Annotated in this window: 23 protein-coding genes; 8 read left to right on the top strand and 15 right to left on the bottom strand. The window is 45.2% G+C overall.

The genetic code is table 11. From position 1 onward, the window contains the following. Positions 1 to 29 precede the first annotated feature (29 nt). Positions 30 to 2,360: a UvrD-helicase domain-containing protein gene (locus QFZ81_RS35835; RefSeq protein ID WP_307606551.1), complete on the top strand. Its 2,331-nt coding sequence runs from the start codon at positions 30 to 32 to the stop codon at positions 2,358 to 2,360. Between the two features lie 395 nt (positions 2,361 to 2,755). Here QFZ81_RS35835 and tpx read toward each other — a convergent pair whose 3' ends face one another. The 3 genes from tpx to trxB are packed head-to-tail and all read right to left on the bottom strand — an operon-like array spanning position 2,756 to position 4,614. Beyond that, on the bottom strand, positions 2,756 to 3,280 hold the full coding sequence (gene tpx, locus QFZ81_RS35830) for a thiol peroxidase (protein WP_307436024.1): 525 nt from the start codon (positions 3,278 to 3,280) through the stop codon (positions 2,756 to 2,758). 53 nt (positions 3,281 to 3,333) lie between these two features. Next, positions 3,334 to 3,645 (bottom strand): thioredoxin, encoded by a 312-nt coding sequence (trxA, locus tag QFZ81_RS35825; RefSeq protein ID WP_307436026.1) that lies wholly within the window; start codon positions 3,643 to 3,645, stop codon positions 3,334 to 3,336. Positions 3,646 to 3,684: 39 nt separating this feature from the next. Further along, positions 3,685 to 4,614 carry a thioredoxin-disulfide reductase gene (gene trxB / locus QFZ81_RS35820; protein ID WP_307436029.1) on the bottom strand — a complete coding sequence of 310 codons (930 nt, stop codon included), beginning with the start codon at positions 4,612 to 4,614 and terminating at the stop codon, positions 3,685 to 3,687. Between the two features lie 287 nt (positions 4,615 to 4,901). On the opposite strand from trxB, the gene QFZ81_RS35815 reads away from it, so the two are divergent. Further along, positions 4,902 to 5,816, top strand: a complete 915-nt coding sequence (locus QFZ81_RS35815) for a peptidyl-prolyl cis-trans isomerase (protein WP_307606550.1) — start codon at positions 4,902 to 4,904, stop codon at positions 5,814 to 5,816. Between the two features lie 46 nt (positions 5,817 to 5,862). On the opposite strand, the gene pdaA is transcribed toward QFZ81_RS35815, so the two are convergent. From pdaA to QFZ81_RS35795, 4 genes are all read right to left on the bottom strand, one after another. Next, positions 5,863 to 6,597: a delta-lactam-biosynthetic de-N-acetylase gene (gene pdaA, locus QFZ81_RS35810; RefSeq protein WP_373463801.1), complete on the bottom strand. Its 735-nt coding sequence runs from the start codon at positions 6,595 to 6,597 to the stop codon at positions 5,863 to 5,865. A 132-nt stretch (positions 6,598 to 6,729) separates the two neighbouring features. Next, a complete protein-coding gene (locus QFZ81_RS35805; protein ID WP_307436034.1) occupies positions 6,730 to 7,851 on the bottom strand; it encodes an HD-GYP domain-containing protein in 1,122 nt (373 codons plus the stop codon). Then, entirely contained in the window at positions 7,848 to 8,276 is a 429-nt protein-coding gene (locus QFZ81_RS35800) for a response regulator (RefSeq protein ID WP_307606547.1), read from the bottom strand. The genes QFZ81_RS35805 and QFZ81_RS35800 overlap by 4 nt, the downstream gene beginning before the upstream one ends. Beyond that, on the bottom strand, positions 8,269 to 9,819 hold the full coding sequence (locus QFZ81_RS35795; RefSeq protein ID WP_307436040.1) for an ATP-binding protein: 1,551 nt from the start codon (positions 9,817 to 9,819) through the stop codon (positions 8,269 to 8,271). Before QFZ81_RS35795 ends, QFZ81_RS35800 begins: the two co-directional genes overlap by 8 nt. A 161-nt stretch (positions 9,820 to 9,980) precedes the next feature. Between QFZ81_RS35795 and QFZ81_RS35790 the strand changes: the two genes are divergently transcribed. Next, positions 9,981 to 10,616 (top strand): response regulator, encoded by a 636-nt coding sequence (locus QFZ81_RS35790; protein ID WP_307607124.1) that lies wholly within the window; start codon positions 9,981 to 9,983, stop codon positions 10,614 to 10,616. Positions 10,617 to 10,661: 45 nt separating this feature from the next. On the opposite strand, the gene lepB is transcribed toward QFZ81_RS35790, so the two are convergent. The 4 genes from lepB to QFZ81_RS35770 form a co-directional block, all read right to left on the bottom strand. Further along, positions 10,662 to 11,219, bottom strand: coding sequence for a signal peptidase I (gene lepB, locus QFZ81_RS35785; RefSeq protein ID WP_307606545.1), 558 nt, complete (start codon positions 11,217 to 11,219; stop codon positions 10,662 to 10,664). A gap of 17 nt (positions 11,220 to 11,236) precedes the next feature. Next, positions 11,237 to 11,890 carry a hypothetical protein gene (locus QFZ81_RS35780; protein WP_307606543.1) on the bottom strand — a complete coding sequence of 218 codons (654 nt, stop codon included), beginning with the start codon at positions 11,888 to 11,890 and terminating at the stop codon, positions 11,237 to 11,239. Positions 11,891 to 11,966: 76 nt separating this feature from the next. Then, positions 11,967 to 12,740, bottom strand: coding sequence for a hypothetical protein (locus QFZ81_RS35775; protein ID WP_307606541.1), 774 nt, complete (start codon positions 12,738 to 12,740; stop codon positions 11,967 to 11,969). A 75-nt stretch (positions 12,741 to 12,815) separates the two neighbouring features. Continuing rightward, positions 12,816 to 13,274, bottom strand: coding sequence for a hypothetical protein (locus tag QFZ81_RS35770; protein ID WP_307606539.1), 459 nt, complete (start codon positions 13,272 to 13,274; stop codon positions 12,816 to 12,818). A gap of 225 nt (positions 13,275 to 13,499) precedes the next feature. On the opposite strand from QFZ81_RS35770, the gene QFZ81_RS35765 reads away from it, so the two are divergent. From QFZ81_RS35765 to QFZ81_RS35755, 3 genes are all read left to right on the top strand, one after another. Then, on the top strand, positions 13,500 to 13,907 hold the full coding sequence (locus tag QFZ81_RS35765) for a DUF1761 domain-containing protein (RefSeq protein WP_307606537.1): 408 nt from the start codon (positions 13,500 to 13,502) through the stop codon (positions 13,905 to 13,907). Positions 13,908 to 14,074: 167 nt separating this feature from the next. Further along, the gene (locus tag QFZ81_RS35760) at positions 14,075 to 14,434 is read left to right on the top strand and encodes a hypothetical protein (protein ID WP_307436056.1); all 360 of its coding nucleotides are present in this window, start codon (positions 14,075 to 14,077) and stop codon (positions 14,432 to 14,434) included. Positions 14,435 to 14,475: 41 nt separating this feature from the next. Further along, complete coding sequence (locus QFZ81_RS35755) at positions 14,476 to 14,853, top strand: hypothetical protein (RefSeq protein WP_307436060.1); 378 nt, start codon at positions 14,476 to 14,478, stop codon at positions 14,851 to 14,853. 353 nt (positions 14,854 to 15,206) lie between these two features. Here QFZ81_RS35755 and QFZ81_RS35750 read toward each other — a convergent pair whose 3' ends face one another. The 4 genes from QFZ81_RS35750 to QFZ81_RS35735 form a co-directional block, all read right to left on the bottom strand. Next, complete coding sequence (locus QFZ81_RS35750; protein ID WP_307606535.1) at positions 15,207 to 15,623, bottom strand: hypothetical protein; 417 nt, start codon at positions 15,621 to 15,623, stop codon at positions 15,207 to 15,209. 233 nt (positions 15,624 to 15,856) lie between these two features. Then, positions 15,857 to 17,284 carry an NAD-dependent malic enzyme gene (locus QFZ81_RS35745; protein ID WP_307606533.1) on the bottom strand — a complete coding sequence of 476 codons (1,428 nt, stop codon included), beginning with the start codon at positions 17,282 to 17,284 and terminating at the stop codon, positions 15,857 to 15,859. 54 nt (positions 17,285 to 17,338) lie between these two features. Then, positions 17,339 to 18,766, bottom strand: a complete 1,428-nt coding sequence (aspA, locus tag QFZ81_RS35740; RefSeq protein WP_307606531.1) for an aspartate ammonia-lyase — start codon at positions 18,764 to 18,766, stop codon at positions 17,339 to 17,341. 25 nt (positions 18,767 to 18,791) lie between these two features. Continuing rightward, the gene (locus QFZ81_RS35735) at positions 18,792 to 20,057 is read right to left on the bottom strand and encodes a cation:dicarboxylate symporter family transporter (protein WP_307436072.1); all 1,266 of its coding nucleotides are present in this window, start codon (positions 20,055 to 20,057) and stop codon (positions 18,792 to 18,794) included. A 231-nt stretch (positions 20,058 to 20,288) separates the two neighbouring features. Between QFZ81_RS35735 and QFZ81_RS35730 the strand changes: the two genes are divergently transcribed. Both QFZ81_RS35730 and QFZ81_RS35725 read left to right on the top strand, forming a co-directional pair. Then, on the top strand, positions 20,289 to 21,560 hold the full coding sequence (locus QFZ81_RS35730) for a sensor histidine kinase (RefSeq protein WP_307606530.1): 1,272 nt from the start codon (positions 20,289 to 20,291) through the stop codon (positions 21,558 to 21,560). A 4-nt stretch (positions 21,561 to 21,564) separates the two neighbouring features. Next, positions 21,565 to 22,494 carry a DNA-binding domain-containing protein gene (locus tag QFZ81_RS35725; protein ID WP_307449217.1) on the top strand — a complete coding sequence of 310 codons (930 nt, stop codon included), beginning with the start codon at positions 21,565 to 21,567 and terminating at the stop codon, positions 22,492 to 22,494. The last annotated feature ends 18 nt before the right edge of the window (positions 22,495 to 22,512 follow it).

The raw sequence follows: 22,512 nt of genomic DNA, 5'->3' as shown, positions 1-22,512 counted from the left end.
TGTGATAGAATAGGTAGTCCAGTATTGCTATGAAACAGGTGATGATTTTGACTTCTCTTTCTATTTACCCTACACCATTAGGTACGAAACAAACCACGGAGCGGCCTATCCCGCATGCGCGTATGGCGCTTTTAACGAATAGTTCTGATTTTGTGTCCGATGCCGATCGTGACGCTTACTTTTTCCGCGACTTGGAAAGCCATCAGATTCTGCTGAATGAAGCACAGGTTCAGGCTGTGCGCCATTTCAAAGGTCCCTTACTTACCCTAGCGGGAGCCGGTTCTGGGAAGACAACTGTTCTAGTGTGCCGAGTGGCTTACTTACTTCGTGTTCACCGGGTCCATCCGTCGAATTTGTTGTTGATTACTTTTTCGAAAAAGGCTGCCGAAGAGATGCGTGAACGCCTCACGTCCATGCCGGGCCTTGATCATAGTATGACCAATACGATGCAGGTGCGTACATTTCATGCTTTTTGCCTAAGATTACTGCGAATGAACGGGTTACAACAAGAGATTCTGAGTGATGGCCGATATCAGCAAATCGTCTTCAAACGCATCATGCTGGGCATGGGGCTGCAGGATACATACCAACCTGAAGTGCTCATTTCCTTGCTTTCTTCTTATAAAATGCAGCTGATCGAGGTCGACGACCTGCCTGAAGGAACGGAAGAAGATAAAGAAGTGAAGCGGATTTTCATGCAGTATGAGCAGTGGAAAATGGAACAGCAGAAGATTGATTTTGATGATATTTTGATCAAAGCCTACCACTTATTGCAGCAAAACGCGGATGTCCTGCGCTCGCTGCAGCGAAAGTTTACTTATATCAGTGTCGATGAGTTCCAGGATACGAATACCGTGCAATACGAAATCATTCAAATGATTGCAAAGAACCACGAGAATTTGATGGTTGTCGGTGACGATGACCAGACGATTTATTCGTTTAATGGTGCGCGAAATGAATTTATTCTACAGTTTCATGAGAAGTATCCTGCTGCCACGACGGTCACTCTTGATATTAATTACCGTTCTACTTCAAGCATCGTCGGTCTGGGGAATGCCATCATCAAACACAATGTGCAGCGGAAGTCGAAGACCCTTCTCGCCACGAAGGAAAGTGATCGGAAGCCGCAATATGTGAAACCCACGAATAGTGATGACGAGGCCGATTGGTTAATTAACGATCTTCGGATCAAAGTATCCGAGGGTGGCAGCCAGTATGGTGATTTCGCTATTTTGTATCGGACAGCAAGCAATAGTCGGGCGATTATCGAGCAGTTGATTCTTCATAATTTGCCTTTTGTGGATTACGGAAGCAATGACTCCTTCTACGATCAGTGGATGGTGAAGCCGATTATTGATCACTTAAGGCTTGCCCATGAGCGACGCAATTTCGAGGCCATAGAAGGTGTCCTCCCTTCATTATATATAGGACGAGACCAAGGCATGCGGATTATTCAAGATCAGGAAGCGATTCAGGCGAAAAAATGGCCGCTCATCCACCTTCTCGGTCTGCCGCAGTTGAAAGATTTCCAGAAAGAAAAGCTCAAAAGCCGCATCCGGCTCATTAAATCGCTTGCTGAAATGAAGCCGTTCGCTGCCGTTCAAGCGATTCGCAAGGATTTCTATGATGCTTTTCTAGAGACGAACAAGCGCAGCAAGCTGACGAGTCACAGAGAGATGCTGAAGGAAACGCTGGACGAGTTGGAATCTTCTGCCAAGCGGTTCGATACTGTGGAGCAATTTCTTTATTTTATCCATGAGGTCGCGGAAAAACGCACAGAAATGAGTAGGCTCCAAAAAGAACAATTCGCGAATAAAATTTCGCTCATGACGATTCATAAATCGAAGGGACTGGAGTTCCCGATCGTGTACTTGCTCTGTGCGATTGAGGGCAATATGCCGCATAGCTCGGCACTCGATGCCAGCCATCTGGACGATGTTAATTTGGCTGGAGTTGCGGTGCGCGACAAGGGAACCGCCGCGCTGGAGGAAGAGCGACGGCTGGCTTACGTCGCCGTCACGCGCGCCAAGGCTGAGCTGCTGATCAGCTCGCCGGCGTTTTATCGCGGGAAGAAGGCGGAGCCTTCCCGCTTCCTGCTGTCCGCGTTCCCTGGCGCGGACCCTGTTGTCAGCCGCAAGCCTGCGGCGGCTGTGGGTGGAGCAGCGGTGTGGCGCCCGGCCGCTGCTGGGAAACCCGCCGCCGCGACTGAGCGAGTCGCGGCGTGGATCTGCGAGCAGGCCGGCTGCAAGGCCTGGTCACGCATCTCTTCGCCGCAGGAAGCGAAGCTTGCGGCGAAGGCGTGCCCCTTGTGCAGCGCAGCTATGGTCAAGGGCAGCCGCATGGTATCGCTCACTCACTAGCTGAGCATTGCCTGCATGCTCCCTTCTAACAAGGGTAAAATTCACCCGTATCTGTTGAAGGGATTACCTGGGCTCCAGCTATCAGCTGGGATTCACATGTGAAACAATAAAACCGGCTTACGCCGTCCTTGGGCGAGAATGTTTGTTATAGACGTATTTGTTGAAACATCCACTTGCTCATCCGTGTAAAGTTGTACGTTGTACAACTTGCTTCCTAACCAGAAAAACCTAGTCACTCACCGAGCCGATGATTATGCATTGAATCGACAATCGCACTCAGCTTAGCAAAAAATCCATAGCTAAACATGCTAAACAGGGGGTAAGCTTCACCTTACCCACTAACTTAATAAAAGCAGCAATCCCTTTTGGGAATGCTGCTCTCTTTAATAACTCTTTTAAACAAGCACTCGCAAAGCCTCTAAAGCCGCATCATAATTCGGATGCTCCTTCATCTCTGTTAAATACTCCACATAACGAACTGTATTGTTCTCATCCAAGATGAATATCGCACGCTGATCGAGCTGAATCTCTTTAATCAAGACACCATACGCTTGACCGAAAGCGCGGCTTTTATAATCCGATAAGGTTACGACTTTATCAATGCCTGCAGCCCCGCAGAAACGACTCAGTGCGAAAGGAAGATCCACCGAAATCGTCAATATAGCGACATTATCTCCTAGCTTATCTGCTTCCACATTGAAACGCCGCGTCTGTGCATCGCATGTACCTGTATCCACGGAAGGGACGACCGAAATCAGCTTCACTTTCCCTGCATAATCCGATAGGCTTACCTCTGTCATCAAATCCTTATTTACCTTAAAATCTGGCGCTTGATCCCCAACCTTGATTTCCGGTCCCAACAATGTAACTGGATTTCCTCCAACTGTTGCTACCCCTGTGCGTTCTTGTACCTGTGTCATATACGTATTCCTCCTGTGATTTTATATGTTTTAAAACGTAGATTTGTTGTTTGTTATGCTTTCTCAATAACCGCTTTAAGCTTCTCTTTGGTTTGTACCCCAACCATCTGATCAACCAGTTGACCATCCTTGAAAACAAGCAATGTAGGAATACTCATGACGTTATATTTGGAAGCGGATTCTGGGTTATCATCCACGTTGATTTTTACAATCTTGGCCGCATCGCCGATTTCAGCAGAAAGTTCATCTAAAATGGGAGCGATTATTTTACAAGGTCCACACCAAGGGGCCCAAAAATCTACAAGTACAATACCCGCTTCAATTTCATTGTTAAAAGTGGCATCGGAAATTTGTTTAACTGACATGGCTAATTCCTCCTAAAGGTTCTTTTATATTAAAATGCATTAAGCATGCTGTTCTGAAATAAATCGTTCACAATCTAACGCCGCCATACAACCGCTTCCTGCTGATGTAATCGCTTGGCGATAAATGCGATCCTGCACATCCCCACAGGCGAATACGCCAGGTACTGTCGTTTGTGACGTTCCGGGAATAACCTGCAAATATCCGAGCTCATCGGTTGGCAGCTGTCCGCCTAGGAAGCTAGTATTCGGAGTATGTCCAATCGCCAGAAAAATACCGTCTGCCTCCAGCAGCTCTTCCTCACCAGTAACGTTATTAAGCACCTTAAGTCCAGTTACTCCAAGAGGGCCAGCAACGACTTCAAGCGGTGTCCGATTGAGACTCCAGGCCACTTTTTGATTGCCGCGGGCGTGATCCTGCATGATTTTCGATGCTTTCAGATCGTCACGACGATGCACTACGCGCACTTCAGAAGCGAAACGAGTTAAGAACTGCGCCTCTTCCATCGCTGTATCCCCACCGCCAATTACGATAATCTTCTTGTTCCTGAAGAAAAATCCATCGCAAGTTGCACAGGTGCTAACACCTTTACCAATATTGTCGGATTCGCCGGGGATGCCCAATTTCTTGGCCGTTGCCCCTGTGGAAATGATCAACGAATCCGCCGTCAATTGACTTCCATCCTCTAAAAACAAGGTGAATGGGCGTTTGGACATATCGACTTCTGAGACCCGACCCGATTGAATCGTAGCGCCGAAACGCAATGCCTGTTTGCGCATGTTGTCCATCAACTCCGGCCCCGTGATGCCATCCGGGAATCCTGGGAAGTTGTCTACTTCAGTAGTGGTAGTTAACTGCCCACCAGGCTGTATACCTTCTATGACTAAAGGCGACATGTTCGCCCTTGCCAGGTAAATCGCTGCGGTTAACCCTGCTGGTCCAGTTCCGATAATAATCGCTTTGTGATGCATAAGAACGCCTCCTCTGATGCTTCATGGTAATGTATGATTTCATTTTATTTGTTAGCAATTTAATTTGAAACAACTTTATGAATGAATCATACCAATTCCATTTATAATTGTCAACAATTAATTTGTATACAATTTAAATTCAGGGATGCCCCCCTTTGTTAATGGCAAATTCAGCCTATCCATTCATCAAACTTTCAGTCAGCTTTCAAGTGGGCTTCAGTTTCAATCGGCATAATAGGCATCAGGTCAAGTCATTCAAATTACTGAAACCGAAGGGAGCATTCATAATGAATAAACATATATCAGCAAATCGTACATGGAAATGGGTATCTTCTCTCCTGCTACTCAGTCTTATCGCTTATCTCATCGTCTATCCACCTCTTAAGAAAACAGACCAGGCGGCATCAGCAGCCATGGCTAAGGTTAATGGCGTCAATATCAGCACTGACCAGCTCTATGAAGCCATGCTAGTCAGTAGCGGTGAGCAGACACTGGACTCTTTAATCACTGAGGAACTTATTAACCAAGAAGGACAGAAGACGGGCGTTCAAATCACAGATGAAGATATTCAGAAAGAAATCTCATTCATGCAAGGTTCCTACTCTTCTAATGATGAGTTTCAGCAAGCACTCACCTCTTATGGCATGACTTTAGACGATTTAAAGAAAAATATGAAGACTCAAGTTCTCTTGAAAAAAATTCTAGAACCTCAAATAACGATTTCCGATGATGAAATCAAACAATATTATGATGAAAATATCGAATCACTGAAGGTCCCTGAGCAAATTCAGGCTTCTCACATCTCGGTCACGACCATAGAAGAAGCAGATGCGATTCTAGCTGAGTTGAAAAAAGGTACTGACTTTGCCACGCTTGCCAAAGACAAATCCCTAGACACAGCAACCAAAGATACAGCCGGAGCTCTAGGTTACTTCTCTAGCGGTAACATGGAGGAAACCTTTGATACCGCGGCCTTCGCCTTAGCAGTAGGTGAAACAAGCAGTGCCGTTCAGACAAGTACTGGATACGACATTATTAAAGTAACCGACCGTAAAGCGGCCTACACGCCTACAATGGAAGAGAAAAAGGAGGATATTAAAACAACATTAACCAACCAAAAGTTGTCTACCCTGTCTTCTACATGGCTGCAAGAAAAGAAATCGCAATCGACTGTTGAGAACTACTTGAGCAAAGATGCTTAATGTACACAAAAGAAGGATGCCCTTACCGGGGCATCCTTCTTAGCTTTTATGGCGTCCGACTTTGCATCTCATCAAGACTCTTGAACTGGTAGCCCTGACTCTTCGCATCGTCAATGATTTTGGCCAGTGCCTCCGTGTTATCCTTGGATACCGAATGGAGCAAAATGACGGCACCTGGATGCAGCTGCGCCATCACATTTTTGTACGCATACTCCCGACCCTTCTGATGCTTGGGCTCCCAATCGCGGTAAGCGACGGACCAAAATACGTTCGTATAGCCTAGCCCTTGGCTAACCGCTAACGATTGGCCACTAAATATCCCCCGCGGCGCGCGCAGATAGCGCATCTCCTTTTGTCCAGTGACGGCGCTGACCTCATCTTTCACTTGATTCAGTTCTTTTTGGATGCGTTCTGCTGAGATTTGACTCATATCCGGATGGCTCCAAGAATGGTTGCCAATTAAGTGACCTTCTTGTGCCATCCGCTTTAACAGTTCAGGCTCCGTCTTGATATAATGCCCCGTCACGAAGAAAATCGCGGGTACTTGCTTCTCCTTCAGCACATCCAAAATCTTACCGGTATAGCCCTGCTCATAACCATTATCGAAGGTTAAGTACAATTCCTTGATAGCTGGATCTCCTGTAAAAATAGCCCCTCGCTGCTTCAAAAGACCTTTGAAGCCTTCTTCATCAATCGACGGAGGCTGTCCGTTTACGCTTTTCTTAAACCCAAAATGATAAGTTCCATCGGCAGATGCCATCGTCGCTTGCCCGAGCAGCATAGCGAGCACGATCGTCAGAATTCGCATGTATTTCACGGTTAAACATTCACTCCTTGCCTTCTGTGGAATGGTACAGCCTACTTAGACTGTTACTAATATGCCACAAGTTAGACGAAGATTATGTGTTCTTTTTCAATCTATCACCTTCCCAAAAGCGTCCACAATGTCAGCTCGAAAAGCATGTCCGACTAGCTTCTGAATTTCAGCGTAAGCTTCGCGCTGCGACGTGGCTTGTCTATATGACCGCGGCGTCGTCATGGCGAGGAACACTTCCACTAAGCCGAGCATCTGCGAAAGCAGCGGTATCTGATCACCTGCAAGACGATACGGATAGCCAGTGCCATCTACTTTTTCATGATGATAAAGGAACGCTTTCTCGACCTCTAGAAAATCGGGGATGCCCTCACACAATTCCTTAGCCATGAAACAGTGCTCCTGCACCACTTCGTACTCGAACTCTGTCAATTCCTCTTCTTTTTCAAACATATAATCCGGCAGCTTGACCCTGCTTACAAAATGCAAGAGTGACAATAAATCAATCTCCCAATCTTGCACACGCAAGCTTCCATATTCATTCACAAGTGCTTTGAGCAGAACACTCATTTCACCTATTTCTTTACGCGATGTTTGTGTTTTCCGTTCTCCTACTGGGATGAAGCATTGCAAAATGTTAATCACTTGTTGTTTTTGCTGCTGAAAAGCTGCGGCCTCAACGCGCCATTTATGTTGATTAAAGGATGTAATAATAATTCCGCCTAAGATCACGCAGCCTAATGCATATACACCTTTTGTCGTCGCCATAATAATAGGAGAGAACCCGTCGTCATTCCCATACGTGGGACCAAAAATTTGAAAGAGTAAGAAATACAGTGAAAAAATGATAGAACCATATACATACACCCTAAATTCCACCAATAAACTGAGCATAACAGGGAAAAAGATAAGAGCAACCCACATTTGATGCAGAGCCACAGGGTTGTACAATGTGATAATAACAATTACCAAGAATAGTAATGATGGGGTTATCAGATTCACATATGGACTGTCTTTTGGCATACTTTTCTGAATCGCGTACATCGCCCAAGCAAAAAGAGAAACGGTAAACGAGGTCATCATATACAGCTTAGACTCGGAGTTACCGCTAACCAACCAATATGACAAGCCACTCAGTGCACAAATAGAAGACATACTACCAATGATAGCCATCAATAGTTGATGAACCGGCAGTTGGCCGAATCGTTGTAAATTCATCATAGTGAACTCCTTCTTGAATCAGGTTGATCGCTTATATTCTCCTTCGACTGGAAGATAGAGGCACCTTTCATGACATCCTCAATGGTGGATAGAATCACTTCAGGACTCGCATCTTTCATCAAGTACCCGTCAATCCCCGCTTTGAAAGCCCGATAAATATCCTCACTCTCATCAACAGCTGTTAAAATGATAATTTTCATGTGCGGATACATATGCTTAAGGGTCTTAGCCCCCACTATAATAGAAGTGCCGGGCATCTTCAGATCTGTCAAAAGGAGATCGGGTACTAACGCTAACGATTGCGCAATAGCTTCATTTCCGTTCGTCGCCTCACCCGTAACCGCGTAACTCCCACAGCTGTTGAGCAAAATATGAAGACCTTCTCTTACGATACAATGGTCATCAGCAATGACTACTTTATACATAGGCGATACTCCTTTCACGTGGGATGTAGGCTGTAACCGTCGTACCCATGACAGCTTCGGATTGAAAAAAAATCGCTCCATTCAAGGCTTTAATCCGATTCTCCATGCCTCTCAGCCCAAATCGCCCCTGCTCGTACACCTCGGATATCTGCATTCCGATGCCATCATCCTTAATAATAATCGACCATTGTATACTCGTGACTTCAATTCTCACATGGATATGTTTAGCTTTGGCATGTTTAATGACGTTGTTGGCTGCTTCCTCTACCAAGTGATAAATCGCTTCTTCGATATCAAGCTGCTCATGCGCTGCCCAACCGATGTTCTCAAAGATCGGCACCACCTCGGTATGTTCAGTAACACGGTGCAGCAGCTTCTCAATGGCACTATGGAGATTGAATTTTCTCTTCTCATCCTTAAGCTCGATGATGAATTGACGAATTTCACGATGACTTTCTTTCACTTTTTTCTCGATCTCTGTCACATAAGGAAGCGTCTCCTCGCGAACATCCGGGGGAAGCGCATTTTTCAATTGAAACAGCTGAATAGAGATAAAGAAAAGTTCCTGAGCGATACCATCATGAATATTTTGAGCAATAGCATCGCGTTCGAGGGCAACAGCAGTTTCTTGAGCATCTAGCAATTCCTCGTTGACGAAATGGAAAGCTTCCAGCTTCATAAGTATTAATTGAATATAAATTTTGTGTGAAATAGACAATTCGTTTTTGCCTGATTTAACAAGCAGCCAACCATACTTTTTCCCACTACGGTCCAGAAGGACTTGGATGTAATAAGGCAAAGCTTCACCTGTAGGTGATGGTAATTGGGTGTAAATCTTCTGGCTGCGCGGCCTATTTTGTTTCATATAATTCGTAAAATACGTATGCTTCCAACTTTGAACCTTTTCGTAACGAGAGGCACTTTCCACGCAAAGGATCACTTCCCGCTCATCTAAAATATGCTGAAGCAGTTCCTCTACATAGGAAATCGTTCCTTGCTTCATTGGCTGTGCGGTCATGTGACGAGAAGAATAGATCATAACTAGCTTACGAAATTGTTTCCATAGATTTTGCAGCACATAGTGCACTAGACTTACTACACAAAAGAAAGCGAATACGATAAAGCCGTAATCAAAATGAGCCAGCACATATCTATATATGAGAACATCTGACCTCATAGCAAACAGAATGGGGATACCGGTTACATAAAACAGGATAATCGGATAGTACTGTCTCCAGCTCACGAATTGTTTGACCATCCAGAGACCTGTAAAACTAAAGATTAAAAACGGACTGGAAAGGCCGCCCGTCTGCCCAAGCAAATAAATCCCAAAGGATAAATCCGCGATAGCGGCCATAATCGCCGCTTTTCTACGCATTTTATTTAACTGTAATAGGCTGTATATCGTCTGAAAAAGAACCGCGGCCAACAGCAGTCCAGGCGTTACACCGCCATCCTTTGAATAAAGGATGAGCCCATACAGCAGCAACGCCCATCTGCAGCCAACAAATAAATATAACCCTGTTCTGTTATGTAAAGACATGCCCAACTTCTCCTAAACTTTATGAATTCTTAATGGTCTTTTAGCATATTTTGTTATACAATGGAGCCAAATGATAAACGTAGGTAAATAGTAATAGGTATTTGGTACTATTTTAGTATAACATAGCTGAGATCTTTTTGGAGGGAACCCGCTTGGTTAATATGATTATCCTTGATGATCATCCGCTTGTTCGCAAAGGAATTCGTACGATTATATCATCCGGCCAATCGATGAATGTTGTTGGGGAAGCCACGAATGCGAAGGAGGCTCTACGGCTCCTTGAGCAGACAAAGCCTGACCTTGTACTCGTTGATTTAAATTTGGGGCACGAAAATGGACTGGACTTGATTCGAGAGGCTCGACGATCAGGACATACTTGTAAATATATCATTTTAACCTCATCGATAACCCGAAGTGAGCTTCAATTAGCACAATCCTTACAGGTTGAAGGCGTCTGTTTGAAAGAAGCATTTCCCGAAGACTTGTTATATGCGGTTGAAAGCGTTACCCGTGGTCGTAAATACTATGACCCTGTCCTAATGGGATCTATGATGGGTGATAAATCCCGCAGCGAAGAGCAGGAGCTCTCTGAACTAACACCTAAAGAGCTAGAAGTCCTTATGTCTCTGGGCAAGGGATTTTCTAATAAGGAAATCGCCAGCGCCCTCTACATTACAGAGTTTACGGTGAAAAAACATGTGAGTCAGGTGTTAGCTAAATTAGTTTTAGCTGATCGTACGCAAGCCGCCTTATATGCCCTATCCAAAGGACTAGTGCAATTCGAAATGCAGCGATAAATACAAGGAAAGATCCGGCGGGATAACCCGCCGGATCTTTTTGCCTTATAGGTCAAGCGGTTCCGTGATACTATGCATAGGAAGTAACGAGAAGACCGCATAACCTTTCACATCTTTGATATGAACAGGCCCTAATGAAGGATCCCGACTATCCTTGCTCTCACCCAAATTCCGATTATCTCCAACAACGAACAGGTGTCCACTCGGAATCGTCTGCAAAGCCATATCTTCCGACTTCCCAGCTGTATATAGCTCAGGCAGCGGAGTTTCGTTCACGAATATGACACCATCACGAATGAGTACGCGATCCCCTTGAACCGCTATAACACGTTTGATAATGCTAAAACCTAGTCGCTCATCCTTAATGACGACGACATCTCCATATTTGGGCGTTGAAAAGAACAACGATATTTTATTCATCAGCAGCACATTGCCGTTCTCTAGCGAAGGATTCATGGAATTACCCGAAACTCTCGTAAGCCCAATCATGTTATTAATCAAAATAAAGGCCAAAGTCAGGAGTAGAATGAATCGAATCCAACCCCATACTTCACTTTTTTTCTTAATTGCGGGCTGTTTAAGCTCCAAGATTTCTTCCGTCATATCTGCTCTCACCTCAATTATTGTTGGTTGTACGTGACATGAACCACGGTTGCTGGTTTTGGTTGCTGCCCGTAGACATCATCCGTTACTGTTGGCGGCTGTGGCGCAGGTACTGGTACTGGTGGTTGCATAGGTCCTGCTGGCGCAGGCAGCGGTGTCGGTGCCCCTGGTGGCAGAACTAAGACAACCGGCAGGCTCGGCGTGAACACGAGTGCAGGCGGAACATAGCTGTTCGCTAATGTATCCATCGCTCCCTGTGCACTATCCACAATGGCTTGGAGCTTATTCAAGATTTGCTGACGATCTTGTGCGGTCTTGATATCCGTGCTGGCGAGCAAAGATTGCGCATACTGTCCAAGAGCCTGGAGACGAATTCGCTTCTGCTCCTCCGTGAATGATTCCAAGCTTCTGGAGGATGCTTCGAGTCGAAGCTGCAATTCTTTCTTCAACAGTTCCTTCTGCGTTTCGGTCTCTAACTTCATCGATTGATCCAAGCCTTGGATGACTTGCTCTGTTTTCTTATTGAACCAAGAAGCCATGGAGCCCGCAATATCAATATCCGCATAGGAAATTCCGGCCGACGCCGTAAGTACAACAGTTAAAGAAACAATTCCAGCTGCGACAATCCGTTTGGATTTCAGGTTGCGTTGCTTTTCATCTCTGGTGACCATTTTAATTCCTCCTTCTCCTCTTAGTGAATAAAAGTAAGCTTGAGGCCCCGTCACCGGGACCTGTTCGCCTATGTTATTATTTCAATCCGTTGATTACGATATTTTCCAATGCTGTTTTACCAGCAGCTTCAAGGGAAACACCTTTTTCATTGATACCTTTTTTGTTTGCTTCTTCCAAAGAATCAGCAAGTGCTTGAAGTTCTGCTAATTTAGCTGTGATTTTTGCAGCTAAGTTGTCTTTAATTTCTTGGGATGCAGCTGTTCTTTCAGCAGCAAGCAACGTGTTCAGTTCTATTTTTGTAGCTTCAATCTTCGTAGTCAAAGCTGTTGCTGCTTGAGTTTGAGTTGTACCTACAGCCGTAGTCAGGTTGTTGATGGATGTTTTTCCTTGATCATTAACATCTTTTTTGATGTCTGCTTTGCCAACTTCGCCAAGTCCAATTACAGCAAGATTATTCCAGAAGTTTGCAGTATCTACAACATTGTCATACTCTCCTGGCATGCTGCCTTTAATGCTTGTGTTTTTACTGTCGATAGCAGTCGTGTATGTGTTCAATTGACCGTTAATGGAACCTTGTACACGAGTCGTTTCAGCTGTACCTGCTGTTTTCACATCGTTAACTGCTGTAGTATTAATATTTTTGTAATCCGTAACCATTTTTTCTTTGTTAGCAGCTACATAGCTTGCAACGTCTCCAGCGATTAATCCTTTTGTGATGGCTGATGCTGAGGAGTACCAGCTTTGAAGTTGGCCACCAGCGTCTGTTGCTGCGAATGCTGTACCCATACCTGCTACTAAACCTGTTGCAATAACACCAATTGCTAATTTACTTTTCAATGCTTTCATCATTCATCAATCTCCCTTTAAATAGTATATTGTTTCATTGCGCTCACCTGAAGTGAACCCATAACTCACCATGACTGACTAGTTGCCCAGCTTCGACGTTAATCTTTGAATCGTTTCCTGAGCCCATTGATCGATTTCACGGTCATTCGCACTTTTCGAAGCACTTACGTACTTGTCGAAATCTGCCGCTGCACCCGTCTTAGCAAGCTCTGCCGCGCTTTCGATTTGACTAACATAGAATTGGCGAGCCGCTTCTATGCTGCCGATTGCGTTATGACTAATGTCATCTGCCATCTTCTTCAAGTTGGCATTTGCCTTGGATGCCGATTCATTCACCGATACGCTCAAGGATTGAGAAGCTTCGTCCAACCCTTGTTGGACCATAGAATTCACTTCTTTCGTCCCCTGCTGGAAACTTGCTTTATACCAATTTTGCAAAGGCGTACTTACATCAGAGTAGGCGTAAGCCGTACCCATAACGAGGAAAGTTGAGAGGCCCAATGAAACGATCATCACTTTGCGTTTCAAACGAATCATCGTGCTGCCCTGCCTCCTTCTTGTTCTGATCTCGCTTACAAACCTATTGTATCCCGCCATACGATTCGTGACTTCGTCCTTTAGAGTAATTTATGCCTACTACTTTCGCAGTGTTTAATGGTATACTTTCGTACCAGATGTTTTTATAAATAAGCTTTTACAACCAAGAAACTACACGATACAATGCTCCTAACACCTAATCCACTATTAATGGGGGCTACAATCTTGAATCTATTAGAAGTAAACTACCTTGCCGTACTTGTGGCGACATTAAGTACCATGGTACTTGGTTTCCTGTGGTATTCGCCAGTCTTATTCGGAAACGCATGGGTTAAGCTGCGAAATATGAAAATGGAAGAGATGAAAGGCGGAGGCCCCATCACTTACATCCTCACGGCACTAACCGCATTAGGGGGCGCCTTTATCTTGGCACTTCTCTTGACGCTTGGCAGTGAGACAACTTGGTTGACAGGGCTTACGATAGGCCTACTTATCGGGCTGAGCATTTCGCTGAAAATCGGGATGAATTATTTATTTGAGAATAGCAAGCTGCAGTTGTATTTCATTACCATCGGCTACCACTTGGTATCCTATTTGATTGCTGGCATTATCATTGGAGCCTGGCAGTCTTAATGTTATTTAGATAGACTCAAAAGAGCGCCTCCCCGGGGAGACGCTCTTTTTTTATTGCCTCTAACTTGTTTCAAAATCGTCTAAATCGTTTATTCAGGTATATCCCCCCATTCCACTTGGCATTTACTCGAATATACTGGAGCACAAGATCTTTGGGGGTGGAGATAGTGCTTCAACTTAATGGAATCGTTGGCGGTAGCTCACCAATCTCGGTTGGCGTTGGGAAAACGATACTGCTGCAGCAAATACTTATTCGTGTAAAAAGTAAACAAAAGTTAATTTTGAGGGATATCAACTTCTTGTTTAACAACGAGGCCTTTGCTATCAAAATAGAGGCAGAACCTTCGCCGGGCGTCTTTATAGCCAGAGGGGGAGCTGGTGATTTAACGCCTCGTAAAGTATTAGTTAATAATACAACTGGCGAGGATTTGCTTATATTTCTACTCGTAAGTGCTGTAAATAAAGCCAAGAACTCACGATCCTTGAGTCGTTCAGATAGTTGGCACATGACCTTTGTACGGCGATAAGCATGATGACCAAATGTTTGATCAGTAGAAAAGAGGATACAATGAACCGGAAGCAAATGCTCCTGATCAGTACAATGGCCCTTACCTTAAGCATGGGTGGAACCACATGGATTGATCCTTTAAGAGTTAGTCCAATTGCAAATAAACAGAATACTGTTCCTATAAAAGAAGATCTGCTGCATGTACTGGGGCTGTCCTCAGAGGAAGACATTTACATTGCCCAGTATAATGGGTTATCTCTTGCAGATATTGCCGAAGCCAACAAGGTTGACGTTCAGAAGGTCATTGAGCTTCAATTAGCAGAGTTAACCGAGCAATTAAATTTACGGCTGTCCAGCGGCAGCATTACGCCTAAGCAATATGAAGCACAACGTGCAGAATTACCTGAAATTATTATCAAAAGTGTATACGCCATGTGATAAACGACTCCGTCATCCTACAGGGACAACCGTGTTTGACAACTAAAAAAGCGCCCGCTTGGGCGCTTTTTTAGTTGTCAAACACGGTTGTGAATACATATCTATGTCACTATCAAATAAAGAGAAGCTCATTAGGAAAGGACTACGACTTGATCATGAATTTTCATCAACTTATTATCGTACGTCGCGGACACATCACGATACTTGGCCATGATCAAGAACCAACCGTTTGTTCACAAGCCTATGCCTGCCATCCGGATCAAGGTGCCTATTCCATCCAAGTTCCCAAAACCAAAACCGCGGAGTACGTTATCATCACTTACCGAATGCTCCCTGACGGAAATACATGGACTTTACAAGGCCAACTCACCACGCTCAGCGAGATCAAAATTCACATAGCCGATGTAGATAACGGGAAATACCCACCGCAGCTCAAGTCCCACACCAAACCTAGAAACTAGAACCAGTACGGAGATAAGCGGAATTAAGATCTTCATGAGGCTTTCCAACCGAACCTTCGGGGAGTATCGCTGAAAAAGGATTCCCGCCATAATCATGACGAGGGCCTGCGGCAAGTACATCAGGGACAAATAGGAATTATCAAATCGGCTTAAAAAAAGCGTATCTGCCGCGGTTCCCCCGATGGTTGAGGCTGAAACGACACAAAATAAATAAGCGAATAAGAGAAAAACTTTCCCATACTCTTGCTTATATTCAGCGAATTTATGCAAAAAGGTCTGATAGGTTTTGCTAAACATCATACGGCTCATGATACACCTCATTTTAGTATCGACGCTTAAAGACGCCTAATGAAATTGTACCAGAAGTCCTAGGATTAAATAACTAATTTTATTAAAAAAAGAGACATAAACCGTCATAATATTACGAAACTTAACCTACTTAAATTGGCTAAAAACGCAAAGAAACCGCTCCAGAAACGGAACGGTTCTATGCGATGACGATTTCCTTTCAGATCATCTCTTTAAGGCGAACAGTGACAGATCTACTCCTTATTGGGATCTCTCATGCTCTTGCGTGCCACCCCTGTACGATAGGCAGCTTCAACAACAGCCTCCCTTACCTTTTCAACCACTTTCTGGTTGAAAACGCTCGGGATAATATAAGTCTCGTTCAATTCTTCATCGGTTACGACGGATGCAATGGCCTGAGCAGCCGCCAGCTTCATTTCCTCATTAATCTCACTCGCCCTGCAATCCAAAGCGCCACGGAAAATACCGGGAAAACAAAGAACGTTATTGATTTGATTCGGCTTATCAGATCTCCCTGTAGCCATCACTCTCACATATGGCTTGGCAAGCTCAGGATCGATCTCCGGCATTGGGTTCGCCATCGCGAAGACAATGGGGTCCCTCGCCATGGATCGGACATCATTTACCGTTAAAATGTTCGGAGCGGAAACGCCAATGAATACATCCGCATGCTGGATAACGTCGGACAAGCTCCCTGCTTCCAGGTTCGGATTCGTCATTTGGGCAAACTCGGTCCAATGCTCATTGTCGTACTGTGTATTTCGGTTAATAGCGCCATAGCGGTCCACCCCGATTAAGTTACGCACTCCGGCAGCAAGCAGCATCTTAGAGCAAGCGATACCTGCCGCCCCAATGCCGTTAACAACAACTTTAATGTCCGACATTTGTTTGCCAGTTATTTTCAACGCATTCAACAAACCGGCCAGCAGCACGACCGCCGTGCCGTGTTGGTCATCATGAAATACGGGAATATCGAGTTCCCGCTTCAGCCGTTCTTCGATCTCAAAGCAGCGAGGCGACGATATGTCCTCTAGATTGATGCCTCCAAACGCCGGAGCTATCGCTTTGATGATGCTGACGATTTCGTCCGGGTCCTTCGTGTCAAGGCAGATTGGGAATGCATCCACGCCCGCGAATTGTTTGAACAGCATCGCCTTGCCTTCCATTACCGGCATCGCGGCCAACGGTCCGATGTCGCCAAGCCCAAGTACAGCCGTACCGTCGGATACCACCGCGATCATATTCCGTTTGATCGTCAGCAAATAGGCTTTGCTTGGCTCTTCCGCAATGGCGGTACAAATTTGAGCGACCCCAGGGGTGTATACCCGTGACAAATCGTCACGGTTTTTGACTGGAATTTTCGAATTTATCTCAATCTTCCCACCTAAGTGGACAAGGAAGGTCCGGTCCGATACGTGAATCACCTTTACACCGCTTAAACTTTGAAGAGACTCGCCGATAAGCTGGCTATGTGTTTGATCGAAAACATTCACAGTAATATCGCGGACAGTACTCGTGCGACCAGAAGAAATGACGTCTATGCCTACAATGTCTCCCCCTGTCTTTTCAATGGTAGCAGCGATATCGCCGAGCGAGGTTAACTCTTTATCGATTTGAAGCCGAAATATCATATACGTTGTTGCACCGCTTGGAACTGACATGTTCCTGTTCACACTCCCTTTAATTTTGCTCTAATCGAGCCTTTCCTTTCAGCTTTATTGCTTGCCTTCCAGCAGCTCAGCTCCCGCGATCCCCGGGTTTGTCATCTCATACGGATCTAGAATAATCTGCAGTTCCTCTTCCGTCAGAACATTGTAGATCAGACAGAGCTCTCTAACAGGCTTTCCTGTTAAAATGGCTTCACGCGCAATTCGTGCCACCACTTCATAGCCGAGATGTGGATTAAGCGCCGTAATCACGCCTACACTTTGTTCCACATATTGTTTGCAGCGCTCCTCATTAGCTTCGATCCCTTCCAAACAATGCACGCGGAATGCTTGGAATACCTGATTCATCATGCTAAGCGATTGCAATAAATTGAACACCAGCACAGGCTCCATCACATTAAGTTCAAGCTGTCCCGCCTCGGACGCCAGACATATCGTGTGGTCGTTGCCTATGACTTGGAATGCTACTTGATTGACGACCTCCGCCATCACTGGATTCACCTTGCCAGGCATAATAGAAGAGCCCGGTTGGCGCGCAGGCAGCTGAATCTCCCCGAGCCCGGCGCGAGGTCCTGAAGCGAGCAATCGCAAGTCGTTGGCAATCTTGGACATATTGATCATGCACACCTTCAATGCAGACGACACTTCGGTGTAAGCATCCGTATTCTGCGTCGCATCCACCAGATGCTCGGCATTGATAAGCGGTAGTCCACTCAGCTCGGCGAGCACTTCCACAACCCGCTTAATGTAGCGTGGATCTGCATTTAGGCCAGTTCCAACGGCTGTTGCGCCCATGTTGACTTCATATAAATGATCACGTGTTTGCTTAATACGCTTAATATCGCGAGCCAGCACCCGGCTATATGCCTCAAACTCCTGTCCCAGTCGAATGGGTACGCCGTCCTGCAAATGGGTCCGGCCCATTTTGATAATACCGTCGAATTGAACGGCTTTGATACAAAACGCCTCGAGCAGCTCTTCCATCGTCACAAGCAGCTTCTCAATCTGAGAGAGTGTGGCAATATGAATCGCGGTCGGAAACGCATCATTAGTTGACTGAGCCATATTCACATGCGTATTGGGACTTACTGCAAAATAATCTCCCTTAGTACCCCCGAGCAGCTCGATAGCCCGATTAGCGATGACCTCGTTGGCATTCATGTTAATGGACGTACCTGCTCCGCCTTGTATCGGATCGACGATGAATTGATCGTGCCATTTACCATCTATAATCTCCTGTGCCGCTTGAACGACAGCATTCCCGATTCGAGGGTTCAACTGCCTGATCTCCATGTTCGCTACTGCTGCCGCTTTTTTCACAGTCGCCATCGAACGAATTAATTCTTCATGAATGCGGTAACCTGTTATCGGAAAGTTTTCGACTGCACGCAGTGTTTGAATCCCGTAATAAGCATCTATAGGCACTTCTTTTGAACCAAGAAAATCTTTTTCCACCCTTAACTGAGCTGTTGTCATTGTCTTATCCCCCAAGTGATTTCAATTACGCAGCTTTTTTAACAGATTCTACATATTGCTTGCCTTTTTTCTTATCGTACTGCCCTTCCCACTTCGCCATGACAACCGCGGCAATGGAATTGCCGATCACATTGACTGCCGTGCGGGCCATATCCAGAATACGGTCAATTCCTGCGATAAAAGCAAGTCCTTCGAGCGGAATCCCAACCGATCCCAGCGTAGCCAGCAGCACGATAAATGATGCACCCGGCACACCAGCAATTCCTTTGGATGTGAGCATAAGAGCAAGCATCAAGGTGATCTGAGCGCTGATCGACATGTCAATGCCATACATTTGAGCAATAAATAGAGCAGCTATGGCTTGATACAGCGTAGAGCCGTCCAGGTTGAACGAGTAGCCCGTAGGAATGACAAAAGAGGTGATAGCCTTCGGTACACCGAATTTCTCCATTTTCTCCATCATCTTAGGCATTGCCGTTTCGGAGCTTGCTGTAGAGAAAGCGAGGATCAGCTCGTCTTTTAGAATGCGAATAATGGTCATTACACTGGTGCCGCAAAGCTTCGAGATCAAGCCGAGCACGACGAACACGAACAGGAACATCCCAAGGTACACAGCAAGCACCAGCTTACCCAGTGGAACCAAGGAGCCTACCCCGAATTTGGAAACCGTCACACCAATCAATCCGAAAACACCAAGCGGTGCGAATTTCATAATTTGGTTGGTCACCCAAAACATCGATTCTGAGAGTCCCTGAAAGAAGGATAAAACCGGCTTCCCTTTCTCACCAACTGCGGCAATACCCAAGCCAAGAAATACCGAGAAGAAAATAATGGCCAGCATATCACCTGCAACAAAAGATTCAAACACGTTTCTCGGAACGATATTGACGAACGTATCAATGAAGCTATGGTTGGTCATCTTCTCCGTCGCTTCGACGTACTTGTTAATATCCGTCTTGGCAAGCGCAGACATATTGACGCCCGCTCCAGGCTTCAACAGATTGGCCACGACTAATCCAAAAATAATGGCGATCGTCGTTACGATTTCAAAATAAAGAATCGTCTTTCCGCCGAGCTTGCCCAGCCTTTTCATATCCCCAACGCCCGCTACTCCGACAACAAGCGAAGAAACGACGATAGGAACAACAATCATTTTAATCAAACGGATGAAAATATCGCCCAATGGCTTTAAGTAGCTCTCAACAGTTGGGTTTCCAAAAAATATAGCTCCTACGATAATCCCCAAAATGAGACCAAACAAAATTTGAAATGCTAATCCGAACTTTTTCATTATAATTCCCCCTCTTGTTAAGCGCTTTCTTTTTCAAGAAAGCTTTTGGTGGCGCTTTAATAGATTTCATCTTAGTGGGGAATCTACAGAAAGCTAGACGAAGCTACAATTTCTCTTTAAATTTTTTCAAAATATATACGTATGTAAAAGCAATCTATAGGTATTGAAGGAATAACGCAAACTATGTCGAATGACTTTTACTTCATGTGAGAAGGAGGGAAACAAAACACTTTGAAGGAAAAATGGTTCCTGCTAATACTCATGATCATTTCGGTACCCATCGCAGGCGAGTTGAATTTCTATCCGTTTCGAGATGAGTTTCGGGTCAGCTTAGGCACCCCCACCTTCTTCCTTTTCCTGTTGTGGCTGCGGACTCCTCCCCCTCTTGTCTCAGGTCTTCTTGTCGGGATATCGGTTGCGCTCTTTCGCACAGGGCTTCAGGCGTTCCTAGACTCGGATTGGAACTGGTCCGCTTCCTTTCATCATCATTATCCAGTATTCTTCTATTACCTGACCTATGGAATCGTCTTCACGGCGGTTCGTATGAATCGGCATCATAATCGGCCGCTTATAGTTGGCTTTCTCGGCGTTTCGATTGAAATCGCCGCGACGTCGGCGGAACTACTATTTCGATATACATCCATCACCGAGATGACTTCACTTACCACCTGGAATCAGATTGCCTTAATTGCTTTTTTTCGCAGTTTTTTCGTACTAGGCATATTCAATATCGTGAAGTTGCGACATTCGAGGGCAGCCGAAGAGCAGCAGCGCAAAGAAAACGAGAAGATGCTCATGCTTATTTCCGAGCTATATGAAGAATCTATTCAGTTGAAGAAAACGCTGCACAATGCGGAATATATAACGCGGGTTAGCTATGAACTGTATCGGTCTTTAAAGGATGTACATCAACCAGGGCTTGATGACCTGTCGCAAAAAGCGCTCCGAATCGCCGGTCAGGTTCATGAAATCAAAAAAGATAATCAGCGGATTTATGCGGGGTTGTCCGGATTAATTTCACATGATAGCGATTACATGCCGATGGATGAATTGGTTGGAATCGTCTTACGTTCTAATGAGAAATATGCCAGATCCCTCAGCAAGAAGATTGCATTCTCGCTGAAGAACGATGGCGAATTCCCATTATGTCACGTGTATGCCACCCTATCCTTACTCAATAACCTAGTGACTAATGCCGTTGAAGCAATTCGGGAATCGGGCTATATCAGGATTAGCGTGATACGAAGCGGAGATGATATCGTTATCAGTGTAATTGATAACGGTCCGGGTATTGCGCCTAAACATCAGGATCGAATCTTCATGCCAGGGTTTACTATGAAATACGATGAATCCGGCAACCCTTCTACAGGTATAGGACTCGCTTACGTGAAACAAGAAGTCGAGCTGCTTCATGGAACCATACGAGTTCAAGCCGGAAGTGACGGGGTTGGTGCTAATTTCATCATCACTTTGCCAGTGAGCCAGATAGGAAAGGAGGAATAGCATGATGCGTTTTTTTATTATCGATGACGATCCGGCCGTACGTTCCATGCTGGAGCTAATTATTGAGGATGAGGATTTGGGAAGCGTAGTAGGTGAAGCCCCAGATGGGGCGCACATTGACAGCGATCTACTTGCCCTCATGCAAGTAGATATCGTTCTTATCGATTTATTGATGCCTGATCGTGACGGCATAGAAACCGTGCGTGAGATTTCCGGTAACTTCGAAGGCAAAATCATCATGATTTCTCAAGTAGAGTCGAAGGAAATGATTGGGTTGGCTTATTCCTGTGGAATTGAATATTACATCACGAAACCGATCAACCGATTGGAATTAATCGCCGTTATTCGTAAGGTTTCCGAGCTGCTTCGGCTGCACCAATCCATAAGAAACATTCAGAAATCACTAAGTGCCCTCGGCATTAACGGTGCCCTTACGGAGAAAGATTCGTCTTCCAGTGCAAAAACAATAGTAACAAGCGGGAATTATGTCTTATCCGACCTTGGATTAATCGGTGAGTCCGGCTGCAAGGACTTATTGGAGATGCTTGATTATCTGTATCGTACCGATATGAAACATCCGCTCGCGCTTAACTTTCCGCCGCTTCATGAAATTTTTCAAAAAGTCGCCGAAAAAAAAATAGCCCCCTCAGCCTCCGGAAGCGATTTGAGAAAAGAAGTCAAGGCAGCCGAGCAGCGGGTACGCCGGACTGTGAACCAAGCGCTAACAAACCTTGCCTCCCTGGGATTGATTGATTATTCGAATCCGAAGTTTGAGGAATACTCAAATAAATTTTTTGACCTAAGCGATATCCGCAAAAGAATGAGGGAACTGGAGAACAAGGAAGATGAATCTCAGAGTATAATCCGACAAAATACAAAAAAGTTTATTCAGGTGCTTTATTTGGAAGCCAAAAAATTGATTAGCCAGCTGTGAGGAAGTTCCGTATAATTT

Origin of the sequence: Paenibacillus sp. V4I9 (assembly GCF_030817295.1) — a bacterium.
Taxonomy (GTDB): Bacteria; Bacillota; Bacilli; order Paenibacillales; family NBRC-103111; genus Paenibacillus_E.
This window is presented reverse-complemented; position numbering and strand designations above follow the sequence as displayed.

Coding starts and splice junctions, on each gene's coding strand:
- QFZ81_RS35735 (WP_307436072.1), bottom strand. CDS start 20,057: ATGAAAAAGTTCGGATTAGCATTTCAAATTTTGTTTGGTCTCATTTTG.
- lepB (WP_307606545.1), bottom strand. CDS start 11,219: ATGACGGAAGAAATCTTGGAGCTTAAACAGCCCGCAATTAAGAAAAAA.
- aspA (WP_307606531.1), bottom strand. CDS start 18,766: ATGACAACAGCTCAGTTAAGGGTGGAAAAAGATTTTCTTGGTTCAAAA.
- QFZ81_RS35755 (WP_307436060.1), top strand. CDS start 14,476: ATGAACCGGAAGCAAATGCTCCTGATCAGTACAATGGCCCTTACCTTA.
- trxA (WP_307436026.1), bottom strand. CDS start 3,645: ATGTCAGTTAAACAAATTTCCGATGCCACTTTTAACAATGAAATTGAA.
- QFZ81_RS35790 (WP_307607124.1), top strand. CDS start 9,981: ATGATTATCCTTGATGATCATCCGCTTGTTCGCAAAGGAATTCGTACG.
- QFZ81_RS35725 (WP_307449217.1), top strand. CDS start 21,565: ATGCGTTTTTTTATTATCGATGACGATCCGGCCGTACGTTCCATGCTG.
- QFZ81_RS35815 (WP_307606550.1), top strand. CDS start 4,902: ATGAATAAACATATATCAGCAAATCGTACATGGAAATGGGTATCTTCT.
- tpx (WP_307436024.1), bottom strand. CDS start 3,280: ATGACACAGGTACAAGAACGCACAGGGGTAGCAACAGTTGGAGGAAAT.
- QFZ81_RS35805 (WP_307436034.1), bottom strand. CDS start 7,851: ATGATGAATTTACAACGATTCGGCCAACTGCCGGTTCATCAACTATTG.
- QFZ81_RS35745 (WP_307606533.1), bottom strand. CDS start 17,284: ATGTCAGTTCCAAGCGGTGCAACAACGTATATGATATTTCGGCTTCAA.
- QFZ81_RS35770 (WP_307606539.1), bottom strand. CDS start 13,274: ATGATTCGTTTGAAACGCAAAGTGATGATCGTTTCATTGGGCCTCTCA.
- QFZ81_RS35780 (WP_307606543.1), bottom strand. CDS start 11,890: ATGGTCACCAGAGATGAAAAGCAACGCAACCTGAAATCCAAACGGATT.
- QFZ81_RS35795 (WP_307436040.1), bottom strand. CDS start 9,819: ATGTCTTTACATAACAGAACAGGGTTATATTTATTTGTTGGCTGCAGA.
- QFZ81_RS35800 (WP_307606547.1), bottom strand. CDS start 8,276: ATGTATAAAGTAGTCATTGCTGATGACCATTGTATCGTAAGAGAAGGT.
- pdaA (WP_373463801.1), bottom strand. CDS start 6,597: ATGCTGCTCGGGCAAGCGACGATGGCATCTGCCGATGGAACTTATCAT.
- QFZ81_RS35835 (WP_307606551.1), top strand. CDS start 30: ATGAAACAGGTGATGATTTTGACTTCTCTTTCTATTTACCCTACACCA.
- trxB (WP_307436029.1), bottom strand. CDS start 4,614: ATGCATCACAAAGCGATTATTATCGGAACTGGACCAGCAGGGTTAACC.
- QFZ81_RS35775 (WP_307606541.1), bottom strand. CDS start 12,740: ATGATGAAAGCATTGAAAAGTAAATTAGCAATTGGTGTTATTGCAACA.
- QFZ81_RS35750 (WP_307606535.1), bottom strand. CDS start 15,623: ATGAGCCGTATGATGTTTAGCAAAACCTATCAGACCTTTTTGCATAAA.